The sequence below is a fragment of the Allobosea eneae genome (assembly GCF_042657265.1).
GTDB classification, from domain to species: domain Bacteria; phylum Pseudomonadota; class Alphaproteobacteria; order Rhizobiales; family Beijerinckiaceae; genus Allobosea; species Allobosea eneae.
In genome coordinates this window covers 267,194-293,607 of sequence record NZ_JBHSLW010000009.1, presented here as the reverse complement: position 1 = coordinate 293,607, position 26,414 = coordinate 267,194, and the positions used below count along the sequence as shown (strand labels likewise).

The following is a 26,414-nucleotide window of genomic DNA, read 5'->3' as shown; positions in this document are numbered from 1 at the left end:
TTTTTTCGGTTCCGAGCCGCCTCTGGCAAACGGCCGCTTTAACGGTTCGCTTACCATAATCGGTCCAGTCTCTGCGGGTGCTCCGGTCCGCCTGGAACGGCAGCGGCCCGAGTGACCTCATGTTCCTTTTCAGCACGCCGAGCACCCGCGAGACAACGCCTGCCAGTCCTGTCGTCAGCGCGATCAAGGAAGGCGCGGACAAGACCGGTATCGGCTTCGACTATCTCCTCAAGACCGCGCAACGCGAATCGGCGCTCGAACCGGATGCGAAAGCGCGCACCTCGAGCGCTACCGGGCTGTTCCAGTTCATCGAGCAGACCTGGCTGTCGATGATGCGTCAGGAAGGCCCGAAGCAGGGCATGGCCAACTATGCCGGCGCGATCAGCGAAGACGGCAATGGCCGTCTGACCGTCGCCGATCCGGCGCTGCGCGAGAAGATCCTGCAATTGCGCACCGATCCGCACGTCGCGACGGTGATGGCCGGCGCGCTGACCCAGAAGAATGCCGAGCAGCTCGGCCAGGCGCTCGGGCGCCAGCCGCAGGCCGGCGAGCTCTATATGGCGCATGTGCTCGGCGCGCGTGGCGCGTCCGACCTGATCCGGACGGCTGCGAACGACCCGGCCCGCGCCGCCGCCCGCGACTTTCCCGAAGCTGCCGCCGCAAACCGCTCGATCTTCTACGACAAGGCCGGCCGGGCCCGCAGCGCCCAGGAGGTCTACGGCCTGCTCGCCGCCAGTCACGCCAACACCCAGGTCGCGGCGACGACCGGCGCCATGCTGGCGCAAGCCCGCCCGGCTGGGGCGCCCGCGACCGCTGCCGCCTATGCCGCCGAGCCGCCGGTGGCGCCGATCGCCGCCGCCCTGGCGCCTGGCCGAGCCAAGGGGCTCATCGGCCTGTTCTCGACCGAAGGGCCGCGCGCGCCTGTCTCGAAGGCGGTCGCCAATCTCTGGACCACGCCGCGCAGCGGGGGTGCCTCCCGCAATGCGGACGATCCGGCGACGCGCTACTTCCCGCGTGTTGGCTCGTCGGCGAGCGAAAGCGAGGCGTCCTCCTCCGGCAAGACCGCCAAGACTGAAAGCACGGGCGGCGCGACCAGCGCCGCCGCTGCGACCGTCAACGCGCCGCTGCCGCCGTCGCGGCCGCGCGATCTTTCGGTCGCGGATACCCAGACAGCCTCCGGCGAGCCGGTCGCCATGCGCAAGGCGCGGCGCGGACCACTCGATCTCAGCCAGTTCATGACCCATGGAAGGCGCGGATGATCGTACGACGCTTCTTGCTCTGGGCCCGCACCGCCCCGGCCGAGGCGCGGGCTCAAGGCGCCGCCGCGCTGGCAGGAGCCTATCTGCGCTCGGCGATGTCGCCCGCGGACAGGCGAGAAGCCGAGACGGCCCTGATCGCACTGGTGGAGGATCCTTCGCCCCTGGTGCGCCGGGCGCTCGCCGAAGTGCTCGCGGCCGCGCCGCAGGCGCCGCGCAATCTAGTGCTTGGGCTGATCGCCGAGCAGAGCGATATTGCGGCGCTGCTGCTGGCGCAGTCGCCGGTGCTGACCGAGGCCGATCTGGTCGATGCCGCGGCAATCGGCGACGATCTCGCCCAGCGCGCGATCGCGCAGCGGGCCTGGCTGTCGCCCGGCATTTGCGCTGCCTTGGCTGAAGTCGGCTGCGAGGAGGCGCTGGTCGCCTTGCTCGCCAATCCGACGGCGGAGATTCCGGATTTCTCGCTGGAGCGCATCTTCGAGCGCGAGGGCGAGGCCGGCGCCGTCCGCGAAGCCATGCTGGCACGCGACGACCTGCCGATGGGCTTGCGGCAAGCGATCGCCGCCAAGGTTTCCGATGCGCTCGCTGCCTTCGTCTCCGGCTGCGGCTGGCTGACCGAGGAGCGCAGCACCCGGCTCGCCCGCGAATCGACCGAGCGGGTCGCGGTCGCGCTCGCGGCCGGCGGCGAGGCGAGCGATGCCCCCGCGATCGTCGATTGCCTGCGCGAGAATGGCCGCCTGACGCCGGGCGTGATCCTGCGCTCGCTGCTGAGCGGCGAGCCGGCTTTGGCCGAGGCTGCCTTCGCGGCGCTCTCCGACCTGCCGCTGAAGCGTGTGCGGGCGCTGCTCTGGGACCGACGCGGCGCCGGCGTGAAGGCGCTCTATCGCAAGGCGGCGATGCCGGAGGCCCTGCTACCGGCCTTCGCTGCGGCTGTGGCGGCGCTGAAGCAGGCGGGCCCGGACGAGAGGCGAGGGGGCGGCATCGACCGGGACCTGCTGGCGGAAGTGCTGATCGCTTGCGAGGGCCTGGAAGGACCGCAGGCCAATGCGCTGATGGCACTGCTGCGCCGGCTCGACGCCGAGGCTGCCCGCGACGAGGCACGTTTGCTGGCCGATTCCCTCGCAGACGATGCCGCCCTGGCCTTGCTTGTCGAGGCCGATCCTAACTTCCTGGTCGAGCTCGATCTCGGCGACCTGCGCGACGCAGCTTGAACGATCCCGGTGATCGCCGGCGGCCGGCTTGACCGTCTGCTGGCATGCTGGTTGCCTGACGCCCGCCGTATCGCCAGGGCTTCACCATCCCGGATCGACGCCCTGTTGCCAGGGAGCTTGAAATGCCGACACGTCGCGCTTTCATCGCAGGCACGGCTGCCGCCTTTGCGGTCAGCAAACCCAATATCGGCCGCGGGGCCGACAAGAACGTGATCAAGTTCGTGCCGCAGGGCGATCTTGCCGTCGTCGATCCGATCTGGACGACGGCGACCGTCACCCGCAATCACGCCTTCCTGGCCTATGACACGCTGTTCGGGCAGGACGAGAGCTACAAGGCGCAGCCGCAAATGGCCGAAGGCGCGCTCGGCGAGGCCGACGGCAAGAGCTGGACGATCAAGCTGCGCGAGGGCCTCAAATTCCACGACGATACGCCGGTGCTGGCCAGGGATTGCGTCGCCAGCCTGAACCGTTGGGCCAAACGCGATTCCTTCGGCCAGACGCTGATGGCGCAGACCGACGAACTGGTCGCCGTCGACGACAAGACCTTGCGGTTCAGATTGAAGAAGGCGTTCCCGCTGCTGCCCGACGCGCTCGCCAAGATGACGGCCTCGGTGCCGGTGATCATGCCGGAGCGCCTGGCGAAGACCGAGGCGACGACGCAGATCACCGAGGTGATCGGCAGCGGACCGTTTCGTTTCATCGCGAGCGAGCGCCAGCCCGGCAACCGGTCGGTCTATGAGAAGTTCGCGGGCTATGTCCCGCGCAGCGACGGCAAGCCCGGCCGCACCGCTGGGCCGAAGATCGTCCATGTCGAGCGGATCGAATGGCATACCCTGCCGGACCCGGCGACCGCGGCGGCGGCGCTGCAGAGCGGCGAGATCGACTGGGTCGAGCAGCCCTTGCCGGACATTCTGCCGCTACTGGCCAAGGATCCGAAGCTCGAGGTCGCGATCAAGGAGACGACCGGCTCGATCGCGATCATGCGGATGAACCATCTGCATCCGCCCTTCGACAATCCGGCGATCCGCCGCGCCGTGCTGATGGCGATCGACCAGGCCGAGTTCATGGAGGCGGTGGGCGGCCCAGACAAGACGCTGTGGCGCACCGGCGTCGGCCTGTTCCCGCCGGGCACGCCGATGGCGAACGATGCCGGCATGGAGGTGCTGAACGGGCCGCGCGACATCGCAAAGGTCAAGCAGGCGCTGGCGGCGGCCGGCTACAAGGGCGAGAAGGTGGTGCTGCTCGGTGTCACCGATCTCGCCAATCTCAAGGCAGAATGCGAGGTCGGCGCCGAAATGCTGAAGCGCATCGGCATGAATGTCGACTACCAGGTGATGGACTGGGGCGCGGTGGTGACACGCCGGGCCAACAAGGAGCCGCCCGGCAATGGCGGCTGGAACTGCTTCTTCACCGGCTGGAACGGCATCGATATCCTCGACCCCGTCGGCCACATCTCGCTGCGCGGCAATGGCATGGCCGCCTGGCCGGGCTGGCCGGTGGCGCCGAAGATCGAGGCCCTGCGCGAGGCCTGGATGGAAGCCTCCGACTTGTCGTCCAAGCAGAAGATCGCGGCCGAGCTGCAGAAGCAGGCCTTCGAGGACGTGCCCTACGCGCCGCTCGGCCAGTATTTTCAGCCGACGGCCTTCAGCCGCAAGCTGGAAGGCGTGCTGCCGAGCTTTCCGACCTTCTGGAACGTCAAGCGCATCTAGAGCACGCGGCTCTGGCGACGAGGCCGCCGAGCAGCAGGCAGCCTGCCCGCAGCCAAACCGTAAGCGCCTGGCGGCCAAGCTCGGGCATGGGCTGGGCTGCCGGTGGCGGCAGGCCGAGCGAGCGCAGGAGCTGATCTGCGAGCAGCGCGAGCGCGAGGACCGCAATGAACCCGGCAAGCGCCGTCACGAGGCCGCGCAGGGGCCAGGCCGGCAGTCTGGCTGAGGCTGGGGCAGCAGGCGGGAGCATGGTCGGGTCCTCGGTAGATTTGCTACGAGGACGAAGCAGCGGAGGCATTCCCGACAGGGCTCCGATAAAATAAAGAATAATCGTCGCTTTGCAGGTCAGGCGGGCTTGTTTGCGCATGGACAAAGCCGGCAAATCGGCCGATGTCCTGTTGTCGCCACGCTTTCCTGCGAAAAACCTCCCATCATGACCATTCACGATCCCGCCGTCCCCGCGCTCTCCGTCTGGGTTGCGCTGGAGAGCCCCACTCATCACGTGCCCGGCGTCAACGGCATGATGGACCTCGTCGCCAATGAGGTCGAAGGCCTGCCGATCGCCGTCGAGCGCATTCCCGGCCGTGACGGACTCGGCGACACCCTGATCCTGCGTGCCGGTGTCCGGAACGGCGAGAAGGCGATCGCACTGATGTCGCATCTCGACACGGTCCATCCGGTCGGCACCAGTGCGAAGGACCTGCCCGTCCGCGTCGAGGGCGACCGGCTCTACGGCCCCGGCGTCTACGACATGAAGGGCGGCGCTTGGCTGGCGCTGCAGGCCTTCAAGGACGCCGCGAAATCCGGCGCGGTGCAGCGCCCGCTGGTCTTTCTGTTCACGCCGGACGAGGAGATCGGTTCGCCGACCTCGCGGGCCCTCATCGAGGATATCGGCCGCGAGGCGAAGGCGGTGCTGGTGACCGAGCCGGCCCGCGAGGGCGGCAAGATCGTCACCGCGCGCAAGGGCGTCGGCCGGTTCGAGGTCAAGCTGGAAGGCCGGCCGGCGCATTCCGGCTCGCGCCATGCCGATGGTCGCAACGCCATCCGCGAGGCGGCGCACCAGATCCTGGCAATCGAGGGCATGACCGATTATGCGCGCGGCATCACCACCACGGTGGCGCTGGTCGGCGGCGGCACCGCCGCCAACGTCATCCCCCAGCATGCCTGGTTCAGCGTCGATTGCCGTGTCACCACGGTGGCTGATGGTGTCGCGATGGAGGAGCGCATTCTCGGCCTCAAATCGCATGACCGGGATGTGAAGCTCAGCGTCACCGGCGGCATGAACCGGCCGCCCTATGAGAAATCTCCGGAAGTCGCCGCGCTCTACGAACAGGCACGCGCGGTGGCGGCGAAGGTCGGCTTCGACCTTCAGGACTGCCCGATGACCGGCGGCGGCTCGGACGGTAACTTCACCGCCGCGCTCGGCATCCCGACGCTGGACGGGCTGGGCATCGACGGCGACGGGGCCCACACCCTGCAGGAATACGCGCTGATCTCCTCGATCGCGCCGCGCAGGGCGCTGATCAAGGGGCTGCTCGAGACGCTGTGAGGCCGGCTTGGCGTCATGCTCGGGCTTGACCCGAGCATCTCAGGCCGAATGGGGCTCTCGTCCACGCCTTCTCGTCCAGAGATTCTCGGATCTGCGCTGCGCTCCGCCCGAGAATGACGGCAAACAGCCCCTTCCGTTAGCCGGACAAATCCGCTCTGATCTTGCTCAAGGCCGAGAACCCGGCCGGAGCGGAGGAGTGCGGCATGAAGGGCTGGATCGCTGGTGTGCTCGGCGTGGTAGGCGTGGTGGTGGCGGGAATGGCTGAGGCGCAGGATCTGATCGTCGAGAAGAAGGTCTTCGAGCTGCCGAGCTACACCACGCAAGGCGGGCGTACGCTGAAAAACGTCAAGGTCGGCTGGGAGAGCTACGGCACGCTCAATGCCGATAAATCCAATGCGATCCTGATCTGCCATTTCTTCTCGGCCAATTCGCACGCCGCCGGCAAATATGCGGCCGCCGACGCGGCGCCCGGCTATTGGGATGCGATCATCGGGCCTGGCAAGGCGATCGACACCAACAAGTATTTCGTGCTGTCCTCCGACACGCTGGTGAATCTCAACACCGGCGACCCGAAGGTGACGACCACCGGCCCGGCCTCGATCGACCCGGATACCAGCAAGCCCTACGCGCTCGATTTCCCGGTCGTGACCATCGGCGATTTCGTCAACGTCCAGAAGGCCCTGGTCGAGAGTCTTGGCATCAAGAAGCTGGTCATGGTTGCCGGCCCCTCGATGGGGGCGCTGCAGACCTATGAGTGGGCGGCAAGCTATCCCGACATGGTCGGCAAGGCGATGGCGGTGATCGGGGCGGCCGAGGCCGACGCCCAGTTGATCGCCTGGCTCGATGTCTGGGCGGCGCCGATCCTGGTCGATCCGAACTGGAACAAGGGCGACTATTACGGCAAGACGCCGCCCAATGCCGGCCTCGCCAAGGCCCTGACGGTTGTGACGCTGCAGGCCAACCATGGCGACTGGACCAACGGCACCTTCGGCCGCCGTCCGGCCAAGGAGGGCGAGGATCCGGGGAAAGCGCTCGGCAACAAGTTCCAGGTCCAGAGCATTCTGGACAATGCCGGCGAGGCGCGCGCCAAGGTCTCGGATGCCAATCATTTTCTCTATTTGGTCAAGGCCAACCAGCTCTATGCCGCCGGCGGCAAGTCGCTCGCCGACGCGATGAGCCGGATCAAGGCGCCGCTGCTGATCGTCAGCCAGCCCAAGGACCTGGTCTTCCCGGACGAGATGATCCAGCGCACCGTCGCGGAAGCGAAGAAGGCCGGGCGTGACATTACCCATGTGACCATCCAGGGCACGCGCGGCCATCTCGACGGCGTGATCTCGATGAAGCAGGCGGAAGGGGCAGTGAAGGCCTTCCTGGAGAAGTGAGGCTGATCGCTTGACTACGCCTGTCGTCACGCTGCGCGAGATCACGGCCGAGACCGTGCGGACGATCTGCGATCTCGAGCCGCATGAGGCGCAGAAAGGTTTCGTTGCGCCCAATGCGGTCTCGATCGCGCAAGCCCATTTCAACCCCGCCGCCGTGTTTCGGGCGATCTATGCCGACGAGGAGCCGGTCGGCTTCATCATGTGGCGGCCCGAGGGCGACGGCGCGAACTGCTTCCTCTGGCGCTTCATGATCGATCGTCGCCACCAGGGCAAAGGCTATGGGCGCGAAGCGATCGCGCTCTGGCTGAAGGGCCTGCCCGCGCTTGGGTACAGGATCGCCAGGCTGAGCTATTTGCCCGGCGCTGCCGGGCCGCATGGCTTCTATCGGGCGCAAGGATTTGAGGATACGGGCGAACAGCGTGCCAATGGCGAGAGGGTCATGGAGCTGCTGCTGTAGAGGCGGATAGTCCGCTACCCCGCGAACCTGTCGCGATAGGCCTGCGGGCTCGCTCCAAGCCGGCGCAGGAAGGCGCGGCGCAGGGTTTCCTCCGAGCCGAAACCGCAGCGCCGGCCGGCCTGGGCGACGGAAAGCCCTTGTTCGAGCAGGCGGCGCGCCGTCTCGATCCTGATCTCCTCGACGGCGCGGGCCGGCGTGCGGCCGGTCGCCTGGCGATAATGCCGGGCGAAGCTGCGCAGGCTCATATTCGCCTCCCCGGCCAGCCGCTCCAGCGAGAGATCGCCGCGCAGGTTCTCGACGATCCAGCCATGCAGGCGGTCGAAGCGCTCGTCCTTTTCCTGCAAGGTGAGCGCGGCGCTGAACTGGGCTTGCCCGCCGGGGCGCTTGAGGAAGACGACGAGCTGGCGGGCGATGGCGAGCGCCGGCTCGCGGCCGAGATCGGCCTCGACCAGAGCGAGCGCGAGGTCGATCCCGGCGGTGACGCCGGCCGAAGTCCAGACATCGCCGTCGCGAATATAGATCGGATCGGGCTCCAGCCGCACCTGCGGAAACATCGCCCGGAATTCGGCGCAGCGACCCCAATGCGTCACGGCGCGCTTGCCATCGAGCAGGCCCGCCGCCGCCAGCAGGAAGGCGCCGCTACAGACCGAGGCGATGCGTTCGGCGGTGGCCGCACGCTGCCGGACCCAGTCGACCAGCGCCGCATCGCGACAGGCGGCGTTGACGCCGTAGCCGCCAGCGACGACCAGCGTGTGGAGCGGCGTGGCCGGCTCAGGAAGCGGCACCGCGCCCAGTTCGAGCCTTGCGCTGGTGACGACGCGGTCTTCCGCGGCGACAACCGCGGTCTGATAGGGCAGGGGCCGGCCGGCAAGTTGAGCCAGATCGTTGGCGGTGGCGAAGACCTGCAAGGGCCCGGCGATGTCGAGCAACTGTCCGCCGGCGAAGGTCAGGATCTCGATGCGGCGCATGTTTGGCATGAAGCGAGGGGTGCTTGGCAGTTCGGCCAGAGCTTTGCGCGCTAGGCTTGGATCGTCAATCAGGAGAACCGCGCCATGTCCCTCAGCTTCGGCATTCTTGTCTTTCCGCAGGTCCAGCAGCTCGACCTCACCGGCCCCTATGAGGTCTTCGCCTCGGCGAGGGATGCGCAGGTGCATCTGATCTGGAAGGATACGGCGCCGCTGAAAGCCGCGACCGGGCTGACGCTGACGCCGACCACGACCTTCGCCCAGTGCCCGCCGCTCGATGTGCTCTGTGTGCCGGGCGGGGCCGGGGTGAACCCGTTGCTGCAGGACGAGGCGGTCCTCGCTTTCCTGCGCGAGCGGGCCGGGCAGGTGCGCTATCTCACCTCGGTCTGCACGGGATCGCTGGTGCTGGGGATGGCAGGTTTGCTGAAGGACAAGCGCGCGACCAGCCACTGGAACGCGCATGACTTGCTGGCTCGATTTGGAGCCATTCCTACGGAAGGGCGCGTGGTGCGCGACGGCAATCTGATCACCGCCGGCGGCGTCACCTCCGGGATCGATTTCGGGCTGACCGTCATCGCCGAGTTGCTCGGCGAGGAGGAGGCGCAGACGATCCAGCTTTCGCTCGAATATGCGCCTGAGCCGCCGTTCCGGGCGGGGACGCCGCAGGAGGCGCCGGAGGCGATCCTGGCTGCGGCACGGCAGCGCCTTGCCGGCTCGCGCGCGGCACGCGAAAAGCTGCTGGCGGCACTCTAGCCGCCAGGGCAGGAGCCGCAGCATGGCCGAGGAACGCAGCATCCTTCTGTTCTCCTACGGCACGCTGCAGCAGGAGAACGTCCAGTTCGCCTCGTTCGGGCGCCTGCTCGACGGCCATGACGACGCCATGCCGGGCTTTGCCCAGACTATGCTGGAGATCACCGATCCTGAGGTGATCCGGACCAGCGGCAAGCGCTTCCATCCGGTGGTGGCGCCGAGCGATGATCCCAGCGACAGCGTGCCCGGCAAGGTGTTCAGCATCAGCGCCGAGGAGCTCGCGGCCGCTGACCGCTACGAGGTCGCCGACTACAAGCGGATCAGCGTCAAACTCGCCTCCGGCAAGGAGGCGTGGGTCTACGTCAAGGCGTGAAGCCGCTGCGGCGCTTCGGCTGATGGACAGGGACCAGGCACGTCGTTATCGACGGTGCGGGGGAGCCTGTCCTTGAACGCAGCCAAGTCTATCAGAGCGAGATCCTGGGTCGCGATCATCGCGGCCTATGTGCTCGTGCTGCAGGGACTGTTCGGCGCGGTCGTGTCCGGGCAGAGCCTTGCACCGGCGCTGCTCGATCGCGCTACCCATATCGCTCTGTGCGCGCCCGGCTCCGAGAGCGTTCCGCTGCCGGGCGAGGAGCCTGCCCCGCATCTGCCGGCCTGCTGCCTGCTCGGCTGCGCCTGGATCGGCGCGGCCTATGCGCCGCCCGACCGGCCGGCGCTCCCCGAAAACGTCGAGCCCGGCGCCACGATCGTCGGTTTCGACAATCTGACCGGGCGACCGCTGCCGGGACGGGAGCGGCTCGCCGCCCGCCCGAGAGGGCCTCCCGTCCGGACCTGACGCCGCAGCGGCCTTCTGGCCGCTTTCCGTGCAATCACCGAATGTCCCGCCAGCCCAGCGCGCCGGCGGCATCTCGGCAGGTCTATTTCGGGAAATCCAGCCATGACCGCTCACGCGGATACCCGCCCGCGCACCGATGCCGGCCGCGCCTTCGCATTATCGTCCGAATTCAAGGCCTTCATCGCGAGGCTGCACTTCTATGCCGGGCTGTTCGTCGGCCCGTTCATCCTGATCGCGGCGCTGACCGGCACGCTCTATGTGCTGACGCCGCAGATCGAGAGCCTGATCTATCGCGAGCAATTGACGGCAACGACGACAGGCGAGCCCGCCTCGCTCGCCGCCCAGGCCGAGGCTGCCCGCAAGCATATCGGCGACGGGCCGCGCTTGTTCGCCATCCGCCCCGCACCAGCCGAAGGCCGGACCACGCGCGTAATGTTCGCTCAAGCCGGCCTCGGCGAGTCCGAGAGCCGGGCAATCTTCGTCGACCCGGTCTCGCTGGCGATCAAGGGCGACCTCATCGTCTACGGCACCAGCGGCATCCTGCCGTTCCGGACGCAGCTCGACTATCTGCATCGCAACCTGCTGCTCGGCGAATTCGGCCGCAACTACAGCGAGTTCGCCGCGTCCTGGCTCTGGGCGGTAGTGCTCGGCGGGGTGCTGATGTGGTTCTGGCGACGCAACCCCAAGGCCGCCGAGCGGGCGCGCGCCAATCCGGCGTTGCGGGACCGGCGTTGGCACGGGCTGATCGGGCTGGCGCTTTCGCTCGGCCTCGTCTTCCTGTCGGTGACCGGACTGACCTGGTCGAAATACGCCGGCGACCGGATCGATGCGTTGCGGGCCAATCTCGGCTGGGTCACGCCCTCGGTCTCGCTGAAGCTCGGCACCGCGCCTGCCGTGAATGAGCATGCCCATCATGGCGACCATGGTCAGGCGGTGGGAGCAGCGGCCCCTGGTAGCGTCCAGCAGCTCGACGCCGTGCTCGGCGCTGCAAAGGCGGCCGGCATCGATTCTCCGCATGTCGAGATGCGCCCGCCCCGGGCCGAGGGGCAGGCCTGGCTGGTGCGGGAATACGATCGGAGCTGGCCGACGCAGGTCGACACGGTCGCGCTCGATCCGCGCGATCTCTCCGTGGTCAGCCGGGCCGATTTCGAGACCTTCCCGCTGATCGCCAAGCTGATCCGCTGGGGCATCGATGCCCATATGGGCATCCTGTTCGGCTGGCCGAACCAGGTGCTCATGGCAGGGCTCGGCCTCGGGCTGATCGTGACGACCGTGCTCGGCTACCGAATCTGGTGGCGCCAGCGGCCGGCGCCGGGCTCGCTGCCGCGCACGCTGGTCCAGGCCTGGCTACGGCTTGGCTGGGCGGGCAGGGCGATTGCGGCCGGCGTTGCCGCGGGATTGGGCTGGGCGCTGCCGCTGGTGGGCATGAGCCTTGTGGCCTTCCTGCTCGTTGATATCGCCCGCTGGCGGCTGGTGCGAGCAGCCTGAGTCGAAGCGCGATCCGGGGCGGTTCAGCCGCTTCGGATCACGGCGCGCACGCCGTCGATGACGAACTGCACCGCCAGCGCGGCGAGGATGACGCCGAGCAGACGGGTCAGCACAACATTGCCGGTGACGCCCAGAAGGCGCGCGATCGGCACCGCCATCAGGAAGACGACGAGGCAGGAGAGGATGACCAGCCCGCAGATCGCCGCGAGCGAGGACAGCATTGCGATATCGCCATTGGCGCGGCCGGCGAGCAGCATCATCGCGGTCAGCGCGCCCGGCCCCGCCATCAGCGGGATCGCCAGCGGGAAGGCGGCGACATTGCGGATATGGTCCTGGGTGATCGCGGTTTCGGCGGTCTGCTGCTTGCGCTCGTTGCGGCGCTCGAACACCATTTCGAACGAGATCCAGAACAGCAGGAAGCCGCCGGCGATGCGGAAGGCCGGCAGCGAGACGCCGAGCGCCTTCAGCACGACATCGCCGGCGAGGCCGAAGAAGGCCATGATGCAGAAGGCGATGATGCAGGCGCGGACCGCGACTTGCCGCCGCTCGCTCGCCGACATGCCGCGCGTCAGCGACAGGAAGATCGGCGCCAGGCCCGGCGGGTCGAGCGTTACCAACAAAGTGACGAGGGCGGAGGAGAGATATTCGGCGAACATGTCTCACCCCGAGCTTATTGCACTGCTCTTGTTGTCCTCTCGCCATTCCGGTGCTGCGCCGCGAGGCGGTTTGTCCGGAACGACGGCGCGATTCCGCGCTTACCGGGGCACTCTAGGCGCGGCCGGCAGCACCCGTCACGCTCCAAACATGGCGAGAATGCGGAAAGGGCGCGAAAGCGAATCAAAAACGCCTCGTAAGCCGCTGCGATGAAACGGTTTTATTTTCTCTGAATAGATTCGCGTTTCGCTGGCTTCACGCGCCGGAATCGGGTAGCCAGAGCGTTGAAAAACCAGCGGTAACCGGGACTTTTTCCCTTGAGTGAAGACAACGACGACAAGCAGGGCGGCGGCCCGCAGCCGGGCGGCGACATCAAGCCGATCGCGATCACCGACGAGATGAAGAAGAGCTATCTCGATTACGCCATGAGCGTGATCGTGAGCCGCGCTCTCCCGGACGTCCGCGACGGTCTGAAGCCTGTGCACCGGCGCATCCTGTTCTCGATGCACGAGAACAAGAACCTGCCGGACCGGCCTTATACGAAATGCGCCCGCATCGTCGGCGACACGATGGGCAAGTACCACCCGCACGGCAATCTCGCGGTCTATGACGCGCTGGTGCGCATGGCGCAGGATTTCTCGCTGCGCCTGCCTTTGATCGACGGACAGGGCAATTTCGGCTCGATGGACGGCGACAGCCCGGCGGCCGATCGCTACACCGAGGCGCGCCTCGACAAGGCGGCGATGCCGCTGCTTGAGGACCTCGACCTCGACACGGTCAACTTCCAGCCGAACTATGACGGCAAGGAACACGAGCCGACCGTCCTGCCGGCGCGCTATCCGAACCTCCTCGTCAACGGCGCCGGCGGCATCGCCGTCGGCATGGCGACCAACATTCCGCCGCACAATCTCGGCGAGGTGATCGACGCCTGTATCGCGCTGATCGACGAGCCCGAGCTTTCGATCGACGACCTGATCGCGATCGTGCCAGGCCCGGACTTCCCGACGGGCGCCCAGATCATGGGCCGCAGCGGCATCCATTCGGCCTATCACACCGGCCGTGGCTCGATCGTGATGCGGGCCAAGACGCATATCGAGGAGCTGCGCAAGGAGCGCGAGGCGATCATCGTCACCGAGGTTCCCTATCAGGTGAACAAGGCGACGATGGTCGAGAAGATCGCCGATCTCGTCCGCGAGAAGCGGATCGAGGGCATCTCCGACCTGCGCGACGAATCGAACCGCGAAGGTGTGCGCGTCGTCATCGAGATCAAGCGCGACGCCGTCGCCGATGTGGTGCTGAACCAGCTCTACCGCTTCACGCCGCTGCAGACCTCGTTCGGGGCCAATATGGTGGCGTTGAACGGCGGCCGGCCGGAGGTCCTGAACCTCAAGGACTTCATCTCGGCCTTCGTCGAGTTCCGCGAGGAGGTTGTCTCCCGGCGCACGCGCTATCTGCTCAACAAGGCGCGCGAGCGCGCCCATGTCCTGTGCGGCCTCGCCACCGCGGTCGCCAATATCGACGAGGTCATCCGCCTGATCCGCACGGCGCCGACGCCGTCGGCCGCGCATGAGGCCCTGATGGCGCGCGACTGGCCGGCCGACGACATCGCGCCGCTGATCGCGCTGGTCGACGATCCGCGCCATCCGATGAACGCCGACGGCACCTATCGGCTCTCCGATGCCCAGGCCAAGGCGATCCTTGAGCTGCGCCTGTCGCGCCTCACAGCTCTCGGCCGCGATGAGATCGGCGACGAGCTGGAAAAGCTCGCCAAGGAGATCGCCAACTATCTCGACATCCTGCGTTCGCGCGTGCGCATCCAGGACATCGTCAAGACCGAGCTCCTGGAGGTGAAGACCGCCTTCGCCACGCCGCGCCGCACCGTGATCCAGGACTGGGGCTCGGATCTCGACGACGAGGACCTGATCGCCCGCGAGGACATGGTCGTCACGGTCTCCCATGCCGGCTACATCAAGCGCGTGCCGCTCTCGACCTATCGGGCGCAGAAGCGCGGCGGCAAGGGCCGCTCGGGCATGTCGACCCGCGAGGAGGATTTCGTCACCCGCCTCTTCGTCGCCGACACCCACACGCCGATCATCTTCTTCTCTTCGCTGGGCCAGGCCTACAAGGAGAAGGTCTGGCGGCTGCCGCTCTCGGCGCCGAATGCGCGGGGCAAGTTCCTCAACAACATGCTGCCGCTGGACAAGGACGAGCGCATCACCACGGTGATGCCGCTGCCGGAGGACGAGGAGAGCTGGAGCCGGCTCGACGTGATGTTCGCCACCAAGAGTGGCAATGTCCGGCGCAACAAGCTCTCCGACTTCGTCCAGGTCAATCGCAACGGCAAGATCGCGATGAAGCTCGACGAGGGCGATTCCATCGTCGACGTGCAGATCTGCTCCGAGCATGACGACGTCCTGCTGACCACGGCCGAGGGCCAGAGCATCCGCTTCGCGGTGCCGGAGGTGCGGGTCTTCAAGGGCCGCGACTCGACCGGCGTACGCGGCATCAACCTCGCCAAGGGCGATGAGGTGATCTCGCTCGCGATCCTGCACCATCTCGATGCGACGCCGGACGAGCGGGCCGCTTACCTGAAGCTCGCCTCGGCGGCGCGCCGCGCCGTGACCGGCGACGGTGACGAGGCGGCCGCGCCGGTCGCCGACGCGGAAGAGGCTGCCGGCGACATCGAACTCGGCCAGGACAAGTACGCCGAGATGGGCGCGTCCGAGCAGTTCATCCTGACGGTGTCGGAAAAGGGCTATGGCAAGCGCACCTCGTCGTTCGAGTACCGGGTCACCGGGCGCGGCGGCAAGGGCATCACCGCCATGGTCGTCAACGAGCGCAACGGCAAGCTGATCGCCTCGTTCCCGGTGACCGACACCGACCAGATCATGCTGGTCACCGATGGCGGCCAGGTCATCCGGATTCCGGTGGAAGGGCCCAAGCCAATCCGCATCGCCGGGCGCTCGACCCAGGGCGTCACCATCTTCGACACGGCCGAGGGCGAGAAGGTCGTCTCGGTCGAGCGTATCGGCGAGGAGTCCGAGGAAGAGGGCGAGAGCGGCGAGGCCGAGAACGGCGCGGGCGAGGAGCCGACCGGGGAGGCGTGAGCCTCCCGCGGACGCTTCCGCGTCGGCCGGATCATCCAGACGTCATGCCCGGGCAGGTTTTGACCGAGATAGACATTGGCTGACCGTGGAGATTTGAAACCCACTACCATGCCGTCAGGAGACCTGTGAGGATACAAACCCAGCTGGGGGAAAACCGCAACCAGCGCCAGCGCCAGCGCCATGATCGCAACATAAGGCAGCGTGCCGGAGATGATGCGCCCCAGCGGCACCTCCGGCACCACGCCCTTCACCACGAACAGGTTGAGGCCCACCGGCGGCGTGATCAAAGCCATTTCCATGTTGATCATCAAGATCACGCCGAACCAGACCTTGTCCCAGCCGAACGTGTCGATGATGGGGATGATGATGGGCGTGGTGATCACGATGATCGACAAGGTCTCCAGCAAGCATCCAGGGAACAGCAGGAGCAGGTTGATGGCGATGAAGACCAGCCACTGCGGCAAGTCCACCCGCGCCATCACGCGCGACAGCGTGGGGGCGATGTCCGTGGTGGTGAGCGCGTAGCCGAACACCATGGCGCCCGCGATGATCGTCATCACCATGATGCTGCCACGTCCGGTCTCCATCAGGATGAGCCGGCACTTCTGCCAGTCGAGCTCGCGATAGAGCACGGAGGCCAGCAGCAGGCTGACCGCGACGCCGATGGCCGCCGTTTCCGTGGGCGTCGCAATGCCGCTGTAGACCGAGCCGAGGATGATGGCGATGAGCGTCGCCACGGGCAGGATTTCCACCAGCGCCCGCATGTGATCGGACATGCTGACGGGACCCGCGCGCACAGGCTGCGCGGCGCTGACGAACCGCCGGCGGGCGAGCCACATCTGATAGGCGGTGAACAGCAGCGCGAGCAGCAGGCTCGGCAGGATGCCCGCCAGGAACAGCTTGCCGACGGATTCCGCGCCCATGCCGGACGCCGCGATGATGGCGCCCATCAGGATGTAGAGCGGCACAGCCGTGAGCGTGAAATTGGTGACCGAGTCCCAGATGGTGCTCGGCACGACGCCGAGAGCCGACCAGTCGCCGCCACCCGCGATGAGCAGGGTCGTGATGGCCAGAAGCCCACCGAACCTGAAGAGCGCGGTCGGCTTGCGCGCACGGGCGCATGGACCGGAGCCGGCCGACCAGGCGCACCGCCTGGAAGGCGAACAGGAGGGCGCTGCCGGTGAGGAAGGTGAGGTAGGGAATCCCAGAGCGGCACGGATCGAAGGGCCCTGCCTCGGCCTCCACGGCCATGCGCTGGCGGAGGCCGCGGTGTTCGCGGAAGACGCGCCGGGCAGCATCCGCCTCGGCCTCTGATTCCCCGCCGCCCGGAGCCTCAGGCGCGCGTGAACACCCAGCGCCCGTCCGCGACGCCCTGCGCCAGCGCGCCCTTGAACACCAGATGGCGCAGGTGCGCCAGCGCCTCGCTGAGGCCGAAGCCGGTCTGCTCCAGAGGCAGCGGGCGGAACAGCACCTCCAGCGTGTCCATGGCGGTGCGCGGGGTGGCGCAGAAGTCGATCAGGCGGGCGAGCCGCTCCTCGTGGTGCGCCTTGAGGACGGCGATGCGGGCATGCAGGCCGTCGAACGGCTCGCCGTGGGAGGGCAGCACGTGCGTGCCCGCGGGCAGCGCCTCGAACGTCTCCAGCGACCGCAGGAAGGCGCAAAGGTTGTCGGCGCCCGGATCGGAGGGCTGCACGCCGATATGGGGCGAGATGTGGCCGAGGATCTGGTCCGCCGCGATCAGCAGGTCGCGCTCCGCGGAATGGAGGCAGATCATCTCCGGCGCGTGGCCCTCGCCGATCATCACCCGCCACTCGGTGCCCGCCATCTTCAGCACGTCGCCCGCGGCGACCCGCAGGTAGCGGCGCGGCAGCGGGCCCACCCATTTCGGGTACAGCATGCCGCGCTTCGGCAGGTACTCCAGGAATTCCTGCGGCGCGCCGGCGCGCCGGCAATGGGCGACCAGCGCGGCCATCTCCTCGGCCGGGTCCTCCTTCAGCAGCAGGTTCGCCTGCAGCCATTCGGTGCGGCTCATATGGAGATCGGCGCCGGTGATCCCGTGGAGCCAGCCCGCGAGGCCGATATGGTCCGGGTGGAAATGGGTGACGAGGAGGCGCTCCACCGGCGCGCCGCCGAGCCGGGGATCGGCGAGCACGCGGGTGAAGATGTCGCGGGTGGGCGCGTCGTCCACGCCCGAATCGATCAGCGTCCAGCCGTCCGCGCCGGAGAGCAGCCAGGCGCTCACCTCGCGCGGCGGGAAGGGCAGGGGCACCCGCACCCTGAGGATGCCCGGAGCGACCTCGCTGAGCTCGGGCGCCTCCACCTGCGTCGAAACCGTCATCGTCGTCCCGCCTCTTCGCGCCGCCTCGGCCAAGGGGCGGTCATGACGCCCGCCTGAGATACATCCGTTGCCGGGCAAAATGCCCATTCGGGCCGGCGAGGCAATGGCAAAGTCGCATCGCGCCGCCAGCTCTCACCGCGTCCAGGTGGCAAAGCGCCCGCCGCTGCGCGCCAGCTCGACCAGCAGCGGCGCCGGCTCGGACCCCGCGCCGCCCGCCGCGTGGGCCGCCTCCATTTCCGCGAGCACGGCGGCAAGGCCCATCTCGTCGGCGGCGAACATGGGCCCGCCCTTGAGGCGCGGGAAGCCATAGCCGTTGACGAAGGCGAGGTCGATGTCGGACGCCCGCAGAGCGATGCCCTCGCCGAGCGCCTTCGCGCCCTCATTGGCCATCACCGCGAGAAGCCGGCGCTGGATCTGCCCGGCGGTGAAGGCGCGCGGCGCGATGCCGGCCGCGCGCCGGGCGGCGGCGACCGCCTCGGCGACGGCCGGATCGGCGGACTTGCCGCCCGCCGCGTCGTAGGCGTACCAGCCGGCGCCGGTCTTGCGGCCGAGCCGGCCCGCCTCCACCAGAGCGTCGGCGATGACGACGTAGCGCTCCGCCGGATCGCGGGTCGCCGCGCGGCGCTTCCTCATGGCATGGCCGATGTCGAGCCCCGACATGTCGGAGACCGCGAAGACGCCCATGGCGAAGCCGTAGGCCTCCAGCGCCGCGTCCACCTCCTCCGGCGTGGCGCCGTCCTCCACCATATATTCCGCGTGGCGGCGGTAGACCGCATAGATGCGGTTGCCGATGAAGCCGTCGCAATTGCCGGCCACCACCGGCTGCTTGCCCATCCGCTTCGCCAGCGCCAGGGCCGTGGCGAGCACGTCCGGCGCGGTCGCCTTCCCGCGCACCACTTCCAGCAGCTTCATGACGTTGGCGGGGGCGAAGAAGTGCAGGCCCACCACGTCCTGCGGGCGGGAGGTCGCGGCGGCGATGGCGTCGAGGTCGAGATAGGAGGTGTTGCTCGCCAGCACCGCGCCGGGCTTGGCCACCGCGTCGAGGCGGCCGAAGATGTCGGCCTTCACCGCCATGTCCTCGAACGCCGCCTCGACGACGAGATCGGCGTCCGCGAGCGCCTGCCAATCGCTGGTGGCGGTGATTGCGGCGAGTCGCTTGTCGGCCTCCGCCTGGGACAGGCGGCCGCTCTTCACGGGCCGCTCATAGAGCCCGCGCACCCGCGCGAGGCCGGCCTCGGCCGCCGCGGCGTCGCGCTCCACCAGCGTCACGGGGAGCCCCGCATCCGCCAGCGCCACGGCGATGCCGGCGCCCATGGTGCCGGCGCCGATCACCGCCGCCTGCTTGAGCACGCGCGCCGCCGCGCCTTCGAGGCCGGGCACCTTGCCGGCCTCGCGCTCGGCGAAGAACAGGTGGCGCAGCGCCTTCGCCTCAAGGCTCTCGCGCAGCGCGAGGAAGGTGGCGCGCTCGTCGGCGAGGCCCGCCGCGAAGGCCGTGCCGCGGGCGGCGCGCACCACGCGCACCGCCTCGGCGATGGCCGGAAGGCCCTTGGCGCCCTTCAGCGCCGCCGCGGCGGCGGCCTCCTCGCGGGCGGCGTCGCCCTCGGGCACCGCGCGCTCGGACAGGCGCCGCTTGGCGGCCTGCGGCGCGCGGGCGACGGCGACGGCGATCAGGTCGCCGTCCACCACCTCGTCCAGCAGGCCGAGGCCGAGCGCGTCCTGCGCCTTGAGGATGCGCCCCTCGCAGACGAGGGCGATGGCGTCGGCGATGCCGACGAGGCGCGCGATGCGCTGCGTGCCGCCGGCGCCGGGGATGATGCCGAGCCGCGTCTCGGTGAGGCCCACCAGGGCCTTGGGGCTGGCGATCCTCAGGTCGCAGGCGAGCGCGACCTCGCAGCCGCCGCCGAGCGCCGCGCCGTCGATGGCCGCCACGACGGGCTTGTCCAGCGCGTCGATGGCCGCGATCACGTCGGGCAGGAGCGGGTCGTCCGGCGGCAGGCTCATCTCGCGGATGTCGGCGCCGGCGATGAAGCGCCCCGGGCCGCCGCTCAGCACGATGGCGCTGACGCCGGGGTCAGCCCCGAGCGCGCCCACGGCGTCGCGCAGGCCCTGCCGCACGCCCTTGGACAGGGCGTTGACCGGCGCATGGTCGATCACCACCACGCCGACCGGGCCGTGCCGCTCGACCCGGACGGGAGAGGTCGCCGCGTCCATGGCTCAGACCCGCTCGATGAGGGCGGCGATGCCCTGGCCGACGCCGATGCACATGGTGGCGACCGCGCGCTTCTGGCCGCGCGCCTCCAGCGCGCTCACCGCCGTCATGGCGAGCCGCGCGCCGGACATGCCGAGGGGATGGCCGAGGGCGATGGCGCCGCCGTGCGGGTTCACGTGCTCCGCATCGTCCGGCAAGCCGAGCTGGCGCAGCACGGCGAGCGCCTGGGCGGCAAACGCCTCGTTGAGCTCGATCACGTCGATGTCGGCGAGGGCGAGACGGTTCTTCTCCAGGAGCTTTCTGGTCGCCGGCGCCGGGCCGATGCCCATGATGCGCGGCGGCACCCCCGCCTGCACCACCGACACCATGCGGGCGCGCGGCGTGAGGCCATACTTGCGGGCCGCCGCCGCCGAGGCGAGGATCAGCGCGCCCGCCCCGTCATTGACGCCGGAGGCGTTGCCGGCGGTCACGGTGCCGCCCTCCTTGCGGAACGGCGCCCTGAGGGCGGCGAGCTGCTCCAGGGTGGTGTCGCGCGGGTGCTCGTCCTTCTCCACGCGGACGAGCGCGCCCTTCTTGCCCTTGATCTCGACCGGAGCGATCTCCCGGTCGAAGAAGCCGCTGTCCTGCGCCGCGCGGGTGCGCTGCTGGGAGCGATAGGCGAACAGGTCCTGGTCGGCGCGCGAGACCTGGAAGTCCTCGGCCACGTTCTCGCCGGTCTCGGGCATGGAATCGACGCCGTACTGCGCCTTCATCAGCGGGTTCACGAAGCGCCAGCCGATGGTGGTGTCGAAGATCTCCGCCTGGCGCGCGAACGCTTCCGCCGCCTTGCCCATGACGAAGGGCGCGCGGGTCATGCTCTCCACGCCGCCGGCGATCACGAGGTCGGCGTCGCCGGTCATGATCGCCCGCGCGCCGATGCCCACCGCGTCGAGCCCCGAGCCGCACAGGCGGTTCACCGTGGTGCCGGGGGCGCTGGCCGGCAGTCCGGCGAGCAGCGCGGCCATGCGCGCCACGTTGCGGTTGTCCTCTCCCGCCTGGTTGGCGCAGCCGAACACCACGTCGTCCAGCGCCTCCCAGTCGACGCCCGCATTGCGCTCCATCAGGACGCGGATGGGATGGGCGGCGAGATCGTCCGTCCGCACGTCCTTCAGCACGCCCGCATAGCGGCCGATGGGCGTGCGCGCGAAATCGCAGATATAGGCGTCGTTCATCGCGTCCTCCGTGCGCAGGCGGGCGCCGCGCGCTCAGTTCTTGATCTTCTGCAGCAGTTCGCGGGCGATGATGAGCTGCTGGATCTGGGTGGTGCCCTCATAAAGGCGGAACAGCCGCACGTCTCGGAAGAAACGCTCAACGGCATATTCCGACATGTAGCCGGCACCGCCGTGGATCTGCACCGCGCGGTCGGCGACCCGGCCCACCATCTCGGAAGCGAACATCTTGCAGGCCGAGGCCTCGATGGTGACGTTCTCGCCGGCATCGCGCCGGCGCGCGGCATCGAGCACCATGGAGCGGGCGGCGTAGGTCTCCGCATAGCTGTCCGCGAGCAGCGCCTGCACCAGCTGGAACTCGGCGATGGGCCGGCCGAACTGCTGGCGCTCGCATGCATAGGCGGCGCTCAGCTCGATGAGCCGCGTCGCCGCGCCCACGCAGACGGCGGAGATGTGCAGACGCCCCTTGTCGAGCACCCGCATGGCGACCCTGAAGCCCTGGCCCTCGGCGCCGACGAGCGCATCGGCGGGGACGACGCAGTCCTCGAACATCACGTCGCTGGTGTGGGCGCCGCGCTGGCCCATCTTGCGATCCCACGGGCCGAGCGAGAGGCCCAGCGCCTCGCGCTCCACAAGGAAGCAGGAGATGCCGCCCGCTCCCGGCGTGTCGGAGGTGCGCGCCATGACGGTATAGAGCCCGGCCTCGGGGGCGTTGGTGATGTATCGCTTGGTGCCGTTGATGACCCAGCTGCCGTCGGCGCGCCGCACCGCCCGGGTGCGCAGGGACGCGGCGTCCGACCCGGCATCGGGCTCGGTCAGGGCGAAGGACGAGACAAGCTCGCCGCTGGCGAGGCGCGGCAGGTAGCGCTGGCGCTGCGCCTCGGTGCCCGCGAGCACGATCGCCTGGGAGCCGATGCCGATATTGGTCCCAACCGCCGAGCGGAAGGCGGGCGCGGCGCGACAGAGCTCCATGACGATCTCCACCTCCTCGGCCATGCCGAGGCCGAGGCCGCCCCACTCCTGCGGGATCGACAGGCCGAACAGTCCGAGCTCGCGCATCTGCGAAAGGATGGCCGGATCGATGACGTCGCTCTCCGCCACCGCCGGCTCGGCCGGGATCAGCCGCTCGTCCACGAAGCGGCGGACGGTGTCCTTGAGCAGGGTGAAGGTTTCATGATCCAGCGCCACCGGTACCCTCCCCGAGATGCCGCGCTTGCTCGCATGCGCGCCGACCGGCGTGCACGACAATTCGGGCCGGACACCCCGTTCTCCATCTCCGCGCGAGCCGCCGATCCAGCGACAAAGCGCGTGGATCTGCACGGATCTCGCTCCGGCCGGAAGGGGTATCGGAGTTTCCCCGACAAGTCCAGATTCTAATCCATTATGCGGAACGCATTTTTATTTTCTTGATTTCGATCCCGGCCGGATTATCAGTTTGTCAGCGCGCCGCCCCAGCCGGAAGGATGCTCCGTGTCTCTCAAGAAGCTGATCGACCCCGCCTCCATCGCCATCGTCGGCGTCTCCACCAAGAAGGCCACGTTCCAGGTGGGCGGGCGCGCGATCTTCGATCACCTGCGGCTGCACGGCTACGACCAGCGCATCGATCTGGTGACCCGCGAGAAGGCGGTGATCGATGGCGTCGAGACCGTCACCAGCCTCCGCGAGTTGTCCCATGTTCCGGACTGCGTGGTGATCTCGGTGCCGGCCGACGACGTCTACGCCACGGTGGAAGAGGCGCTCGGCCTCGGGGTGCGGGCGTTCGTGGTCATCACCGGCGGGTTCTCGGAATCCGGCGAGGAGGGCGCCGCCAAGCAGGCGCGCCTCGCCGCGCTGGTGCGCAGCCACGGCGCGGCCATGCTTGGACCGAACACCACCGGCTTCGTCAATCTCGGCCGGCGCGTCGCCCTGAGCTCCACCAGCCGCATCACCGCCAGCCTGCCGCGCCCGGGCGTGGTGGGCCTCGTGGTGCAGAGCGGGGCGCTCGGCAGCGCGCTGATGGAGGAGGCCGAGCGCGCCGGCATCGGCCTCAGCCACGTCATCTCCACGGGAAACGAGGCGGCGACCGGCCTCGCGGACTTCGTGCAGTTCCTGGTCGACGACCCGGCGACGCGCGCCATCGCGCTCTATGTGGAGGGCATCCGCGAGAGCGGCCGGCTGCTGGCGGCCGCGCGCAGCGCCCATGCCGCCGGCAAGCCGGTGGCGCTCTACAAGGCTGGCCGCTCGGAGGCAGGCAGGCGCACCGCCGCCGGCCATACCGGCGCGCTGGTCGGCGAGCGCGGCGCCTACGAGGCGGCGGTGCGCCAGCTCGGCTGGGTGGATGTCGCCGCCATCGAGGACCTGCTGCCGGTGGCGCAATATGTGGCGACCGCCTGCGCCACCCGCAGCCTTGGCATCCTCACCGTTTCCGGCGGCTATGGCGGCTGCGTCGCCGACGCGCTGGAGAGCAGCGGCGCCGTGTCCCTTCCCGCGCCCGGGGAGGCCACCGTGGCGCGCATGCGGGCCGACATCCCGGCGTTCCTGTCCACCAGGAACCCAGTGGACATCGCCGGCACGCCGTTCCGCCGTCCCGAGGGCTTCGCCACCTGCCTCGACGCCTTCGCGGACGATCCCGCCTTCGACGGCATCGCGGTCGCCAATACCCCCATCGTGCCGCCCTGGGCGGAGAACGTGGCCGATGCGATGATCGCCGCCAGCCGGCGCACCGGCAAGCCGATCTCGCTGGTCTCGCCCGCGGAGATCTTCAACGGCGCCGCGCTCGGGCGGCTGCGGCGCGAGGGCGTGCCGGTCTTCACCCGCATCGACACCTTCGTGGCGGCGGTGGCCGGTGCGGCGGTGGCCGACGCGGCGCGGCGCGCGCCCCCCCGCCTGCTGCGCGAGGGTCCGGCCGAGGGCCGGGAGCTGCGCCTCGACGGCGTGCCGGTCGCCCTCAGCGAGGCGGCCAGCAAGGACCTGCTGAAGGCCCGCGGCCTCGCCTTTCCGCGCGAGGCGTTCGTGCCCGGCGCAGACGGTGCGGCGGTCCTCGCCGCCGCCCGCGAGGTGGGCTATCCGGTGACGCTGAAAGGCATGGCCGCCGGGGTGGTCCACAAGTCCGAGCTCGGCCTCGTGGCCGTGGCGGTGCCCGACGAGGCGGCGCTCAAGGCGAGGATCGCGGCGATGCTGGACAGCATCAAGACGCATGCCCTCACGCTTGAAGGCTTCCTCCTCGCCGAGACGGTGCGGCCCCAGGCGGAGGTGATCCTTGGCCTAGGCCTGGACCCGGAGTTCGGCCCCACCCTCACCTTCGGTGCCGGCGGCATCTACACCGAGATCATGCGGGACGTGGCGGTGCGCATCCTGCCGCTGGACCCCCAGGAGATCGCCGCCATGATTCGCAGCTGCCGGATCGCGGCGCTGCTCGAAGGCGCGCGCGGCCGGCCGGCGCTCGACGTGGAGGCGCTGACCGACCTTGCGGTCGCCGTCGCTGACCTCGCGCCCGGCCTCGGCCACGACTTTGCGGGCCTGGAGCTCAACCCGGTGGGCGTGGGACGCGCCGGCGAGGGCGCGTGGATCCTCGACGCCACCGTGTTCCGCATGGGCGCGCCGTCGTGAGCGCGCCGGGCAAGAGGCGCGAGAAGCGCATCGCCGCAAAGGATGCCGGCGCCCTGATCGCGCGCACACTCGCCGACGGGGACCTCCTCGCCATCGGCGGCTTGTTCAAGCAGGGCCGCCCCTTGGCCCTGGTGCGCGAGGTGATCCGGCTCGGCCGCAAGAAGCTCAAGCTCGTCTCCTCGCCCGGCTCCGGCTTCGACGTGGACCTGCTGATCGCTGCGGGCTGCGTGGCGGAGACGTTCCTGCCGGCGGTGACGCTGGAGGACCGCATGTGCCCCGCCTTCCGCGGCGCCGTGGAGGCGGGCACCGTCACCGCCCACTGCGTCGACGCGCTGTCTATCGTCGGCGGGCTCCTGGCGGCGGCGAACGGCGTGCCGTTCCAGCCAGTGGCGGCCTGGAAGGGCTCGGACGTGCCGAAGCACAATCCGCTCGTCGCCCCAATCACCTGCCCGTTCACCGGCGAAGCGCTCTACGCCACCCGCGCCATCCGCCCCAAGCTCGCTTTGCTCCATGCCCAGGAGGCCGACGCCTACGGCAACGTGCGCCACCTCGCCACCATGACCTATGCGGACCAGCTCATCGCCCGCGCCGCCGAGACGGTGATCGTGAGCGTCGACCGCATCGTCCCGCCGGATGAGATCATCGCGCGCCCGCGCGAGACCTCCATCCCCTGCATCTATGTGGACGCGGTGGTGGAGATCCCCTACGGCGCCCACCCCACCGGCAGCTTCCCGCTCTACTCCATCGACGAGGCCTATATCGAGCACTATGCCGACCTCGCCGAGGCCGCCCGGCGCGGCGCCGACGGCGCGCGGGAAAGGCTGGCCGACTACATCGCGGCTCACGTGCGCGCGCCGGCGCGCCAGGAGGACTATCTCGCTCTCGCCGACGGCACCGCCCGAATGCGCGCGCTCGAGGAGGAGGCCGCATCCCTATGACCACCGACTGCGCGCCGGCCGAGCTCCAGGCCGTCTATCTCTCCCGCGACCTTGAGGATGGCGAGCTCGGCGCTGCCGGGGCGTCGGCGGCCATTCCCATGGCGGCGATCCTGCTCGCCCGCCTCACCCATGCGCCGAACATTCAGATCGCCGGCGAGATGTTCGTCAATCCGCGGCCCAGAAAGCTGTGGAACTCCATGCTGGACGACCGGGCGCTCGGGGCGTGCGAGGCCTCGGAGACGTTCCTGGAACTGTTCGGCCACTCCCATCGCGGCCTCGACTTCTTCTTCCACAACGGCATGCAGGTGGACGCGCACGGCAACATCAACCTGCATTTCGTGGGCGGCACCATCGACAAGCCGAAGATGCGCGGGCCGGGTGCCGCCAACATCTCCTATGCCGCCATGTCGCGGCGCTTTTACATCTGCACAACCGCGCACTCGCCCCGCACCTTCGTGGAGAAGGTGGACTTCGTCACCTCCCCCGGCTTCCTTGACGGGCCGAAAAGCGTCAAGGCGGCCGGCCTGAAGGGCGGCCCCCGCTTCTGCATCACGCCGCTGGCGGTGATGGACTTCAACCCGCAGACCCTGCGCATGCGCCTGAAGTCGGTGCATGCCTGGAGCTCGGTGGACGAGGTGGCGGCGAAGACCGGCTTCGCGCTCGAAGTGCCGGCCGAGGTGCCGGAGACGCCCGCGCCCACCGCGCGCGAGCTGGAGCTGCTGCGCGGCATCGTGGACCCCGACGGCCTGCTGCGGAACTGAGCGCCGCCCCGG

At 69.1% G+C, this 26,414-nt stretch carries 22 protein-coding genes and 1 pseudogene; 15 read left to right on the top strand and 8 right to left on the bottom strand.

All coding sequences use genetic code 11. The features are described from left to right. The first annotated feature begins 119 nt into the window (after window positions 1-119). The 3 genes from ACFPOB_RS07685 (at window position 120) to ACFPOB_RS07675 (ending at window position 4,176) form a co-directional block, all read left to right on the top strand. Window positions 120-1,259: a transglycosylase SLT domain-containing protein gene (locus ACFPOB_RS07685; RefSeq protein WP_377797178.1), complete on the top strand. Its 1,140-nt coding sequence runs from the start codon at window positions 120-122 to the stop codon at window positions 1,257-1,259. After that, a complete protein-coding gene (locus ACFPOB_RS07680) occupies window positions 1,256-2,467 on the top strand; it encodes a DUF2336 domain-containing protein (RefSeq protein ID WP_377797176.1) in 1,212 nt (403 codons plus the stop codon). The genes ACFPOB_RS07685 and ACFPOB_RS07680 overlap by 4 nt, the downstream gene beginning before the upstream one ends. A 122-nt stretch (window positions 2,468-2,589) precedes the next feature. After that, entirely contained in the window at window positions 2,590-4,176 is a 1,587-nt protein-coding gene (locus ACFPOB_RS07675) for an ABC transporter substrate-binding protein (RefSeq protein WP_377797174.1), read from the top strand. Here the strand turns inward: ACFPOB_RS07675 and ACFPOB_RS07670 are convergent. After that, window positions 4,163-4,540, bottom strand: a complete 378-nt coding sequence (locus ACFPOB_RS07670; protein WP_377797172.1) for a hypothetical protein — start codon at window positions 4,538-4,540, stop codon at window positions 4,163-4,165. The two genes, ACFPOB_RS07675 and ACFPOB_RS07670, sit on opposite strands and share 14 nt — an antisense overlap. 66 nt (window positions 4,541-4,606) lie before the next feature. On the opposite strand from ACFPOB_RS07670, the gene ACFPOB_RS07665 reads away from it, so the two are divergent. The 3 genes from ACFPOB_RS07665 to ACFPOB_RS07655 all read left to right on the top strand — a co-directional run bounded on the left by ACFPOB_RS07665 (window position 4,607) and on the right by ACFPOB_RS07655 (window position 7,561). After that, a complete protein-coding gene (locus ACFPOB_RS07665) occupies window positions 4,607-5,722 on the top strand; it encodes a M20 family metallopeptidase (protein WP_377797170.1) in 1,116 nt (371 codons plus the stop codon). A gap of 203 nt (window positions 5,723-5,925) precedes the next feature. Further along, window positions 5,926-7,104, top strand: a complete 1,179-nt coding sequence (locus ACFPOB_RS07660) for an E22 family MetX-like putative esterase (protein WP_377797169.1) — start codon at window positions 5,926-5,928, stop codon at window positions 7,102-7,104. 10 nt (window positions 7,105-7,114) lie between these two features. Further along, window positions 7,115-7,561: a GNAT family N-acetyltransferase gene (locus ACFPOB_RS07655; protein WP_377797167.1), complete on the top strand. Its 447-nt coding sequence runs from the start codon at window positions 7,115-7,117 to the stop codon at window positions 7,559-7,561. Window positions 7,562-7,575: 14 nt separating this feature from the next. On the opposite strand, the gene ACFPOB_RS07650 is transcribed toward ACFPOB_RS07655, so the two are convergent. After that, entirely contained in the window at window positions 7,576-8,529 is a 954-nt protein-coding gene (locus ACFPOB_RS07650; RefSeq protein ID WP_377797344.1) for a GlxA family transcriptional regulator, read from the bottom strand. Window positions 8,530-8,613: 84 nt separating this feature from the next. On the opposite strand from ACFPOB_RS07650, the gene ACFPOB_RS07645 reads away from it, so the two are divergent. The 4 genes from ACFPOB_RS07645 (at window position 8,614) to ACFPOB_RS07630 (ending at window position 11,599) form a co-directional block, all read left to right on the top strand. Next, window positions 8,614-9,279 (top strand): DJ-1/PfpI family protein, encoded by a 666-nt coding sequence (locus ACFPOB_RS07645; protein WP_377797166.1) that lies wholly within the window; start codon window positions 8,614-8,616, stop codon window positions 9,277-9,279. Window positions 9,280-9,301: 22 nt separating this feature from the next. Further along, the gene (locus ACFPOB_RS07640; protein WP_377797165.1) at window positions 9,302-9,649 is read left to right on the top strand and encodes a gamma-glutamylcyclotransferase family protein; all 348 of its coding nucleotides are present in this window, start codon (window positions 9,302-9,304) and stop codon (window positions 9,647-9,649) included. A gap of 72 nt (window positions 9,650-9,721) precedes the next feature. Beyond that, window positions 9,722-10,111, top strand: a complete 390-nt coding sequence (locus tag ACFPOB_RS07635) for a hypothetical protein (protein ID WP_377797163.1) — start codon at window positions 9,722-9,724, stop codon at window positions 10,109-10,111. Window positions 10,112-10,213: 102 nt separating this feature from the next. After that, on the top strand, window positions 10,214-11,599 hold the full coding sequence (locus tag ACFPOB_RS07630; protein WP_377797161.1) for a PepSY-associated TM helix domain-containing protein: 1,386 nt from the start codon (window positions 10,214-10,216) through the stop codon (window positions 11,597-11,599). 23 nt (window positions 11,600-11,622) lie between these two features. Here the strand turns inward: ACFPOB_RS07630 and ACFPOB_RS07625 are convergent, their stop codons facing one another. After that, entirely contained in the window at window positions 11,623-12,255 is a 633-nt protein-coding gene (locus ACFPOB_RS07625) for a MarC family protein (protein WP_377797159.1), read from the bottom strand. 315 nt (window positions 12,256-12,570) lie between these two features. Here ACFPOB_RS07625 and gyrA point away from each other — a divergent pair, with 315 nt between their 5' ends. After that, complete coding sequence (gene gyrA, locus ACFPOB_RS07620; protein WP_377797158.1) at window positions 12,571-15,360, top strand: DNA gyrase subunit A; 2,790 nt, start codon at window positions 12,571-12,573, stop codon at window positions 15,358-15,360. A gap of 152 nt (window positions 15,361-15,512) precedes the next feature. Here gyrA and ACFPOB_RS07615 read toward each other — a convergent pair. Next, window positions 15,513-16,283: pseudogene (locus ACFPOB_RS07615) on the bottom strand (TRAP transporter large permease subunit); the annotation flags it as partial. A gap of 64 nt (window positions 16,284-16,347) precedes the next feature. Here ACFPOB_RS07615 and ACFPOB_RS07610 point away from each other — a divergent pair. Beyond that, on the top strand, window positions 16,348-16,674 hold the full coding sequence (locus ACFPOB_RS07610) for a hypothetical protein (RefSeq protein WP_377797156.1): 327 nt from the start codon (window positions 16,348-16,350) through the stop codon (window positions 16,672-16,674). Between the two features lie 19 nt (window positions 16,675-16,693). Here ACFPOB_RS07610 and ACFPOB_RS07605 read toward each other — a convergent pair whose 3' ends face one another. From ACFPOB_RS07605 to ACFPOB_RS07590, 4 genes are all read right to left on the bottom strand, one after another. Beyond that, window positions 16,694-17,698 (bottom strand): MBL fold metallo-hydrolase, encoded by a 1,005-nt coding sequence (locus ACFPOB_RS07605; protein WP_281805186.1) that lies wholly within the window; start codon window positions 17,696-17,698, stop codon window positions 16,694-16,696. Between the two features lie 132 nt (window positions 17,699-17,830). Then, window positions 17,831-19,909: a 3-hydroxyacyl-CoA dehydrogenase NAD-binding domain-containing protein gene (locus tag ACFPOB_RS07600; RefSeq protein WP_281805188.1), complete on the bottom strand. Its 2,079-nt coding sequence runs from the start codon at window positions 19,907-19,909 to the stop codon at window positions 17,831-17,833. Between the two features lie 3 nt (window positions 19,910-19,912). After that, window positions 19,913-21,118 carry a 3-oxoadipyl-CoA thiolase gene (gene pcaF / locus ACFPOB_RS07595; protein WP_281805190.1) on the bottom strand — a complete coding sequence of 402 codons (1,206 nt, stop codon included), beginning with the start codon at window positions 21,116-21,118 and terminating at the stop codon, window positions 19,913-19,915. 33 nt (window positions 21,119-21,151) lie between these two features. After that, window positions 21,152-22,303, bottom strand: a complete 1,152-nt coding sequence (locus tag ACFPOB_RS07590) for an acyl-CoA dehydrogenase family protein (protein ID WP_281805192.1) — start codon at window positions 22,301-22,303, stop codon at window positions 21,152-21,154. Between the two features lie 282 nt (window positions 22,304-22,585). On the opposite strand from ACFPOB_RS07590, the gene ACFPOB_RS07585 reads away from it, so the two are divergent. From ACFPOB_RS07585 to ACFPOB_RS07575, 3 genes are read left to right on the top strand one after another with little or no spacing between them, the layout of a single operon-like run. After that, the gene (locus tag ACFPOB_RS07585; protein ID WP_281805194.1) at window positions 22,586-24,703 is read left to right on the top strand and encodes an acetate--CoA ligase family protein; all 2,118 of its coding nucleotides are present in this window, start codon (window positions 22,586-22,588) and stop codon (window positions 24,701-24,703) included. Further along, complete coding sequence (locus ACFPOB_RS07580) at window positions 24,700-25,641, top strand: CoA transferase subunit A (RefSeq protein ID WP_281805196.1); 942 nt, start codon at window positions 24,700-24,702, stop codon at window positions 25,639-25,641. Before ACFPOB_RS07585 ends, ACFPOB_RS07580 begins: the two co-directional genes overlap by 4 nt. Continuing rightward, window positions 25,638-26,402 (top strand): CoA-transferase subunit beta, encoded by a 765-nt coding sequence (locus tag ACFPOB_RS07575; protein ID WP_281805198.1) that lies wholly within the window; start codon window positions 25,638-25,640, stop codon window positions 26,400-26,402. The genes ACFPOB_RS07580 and ACFPOB_RS07575 overlap by 4 nt, the downstream gene beginning before the upstream one ends. Window positions 26,403-26,414: the final 12 nt, after the last annotated feature.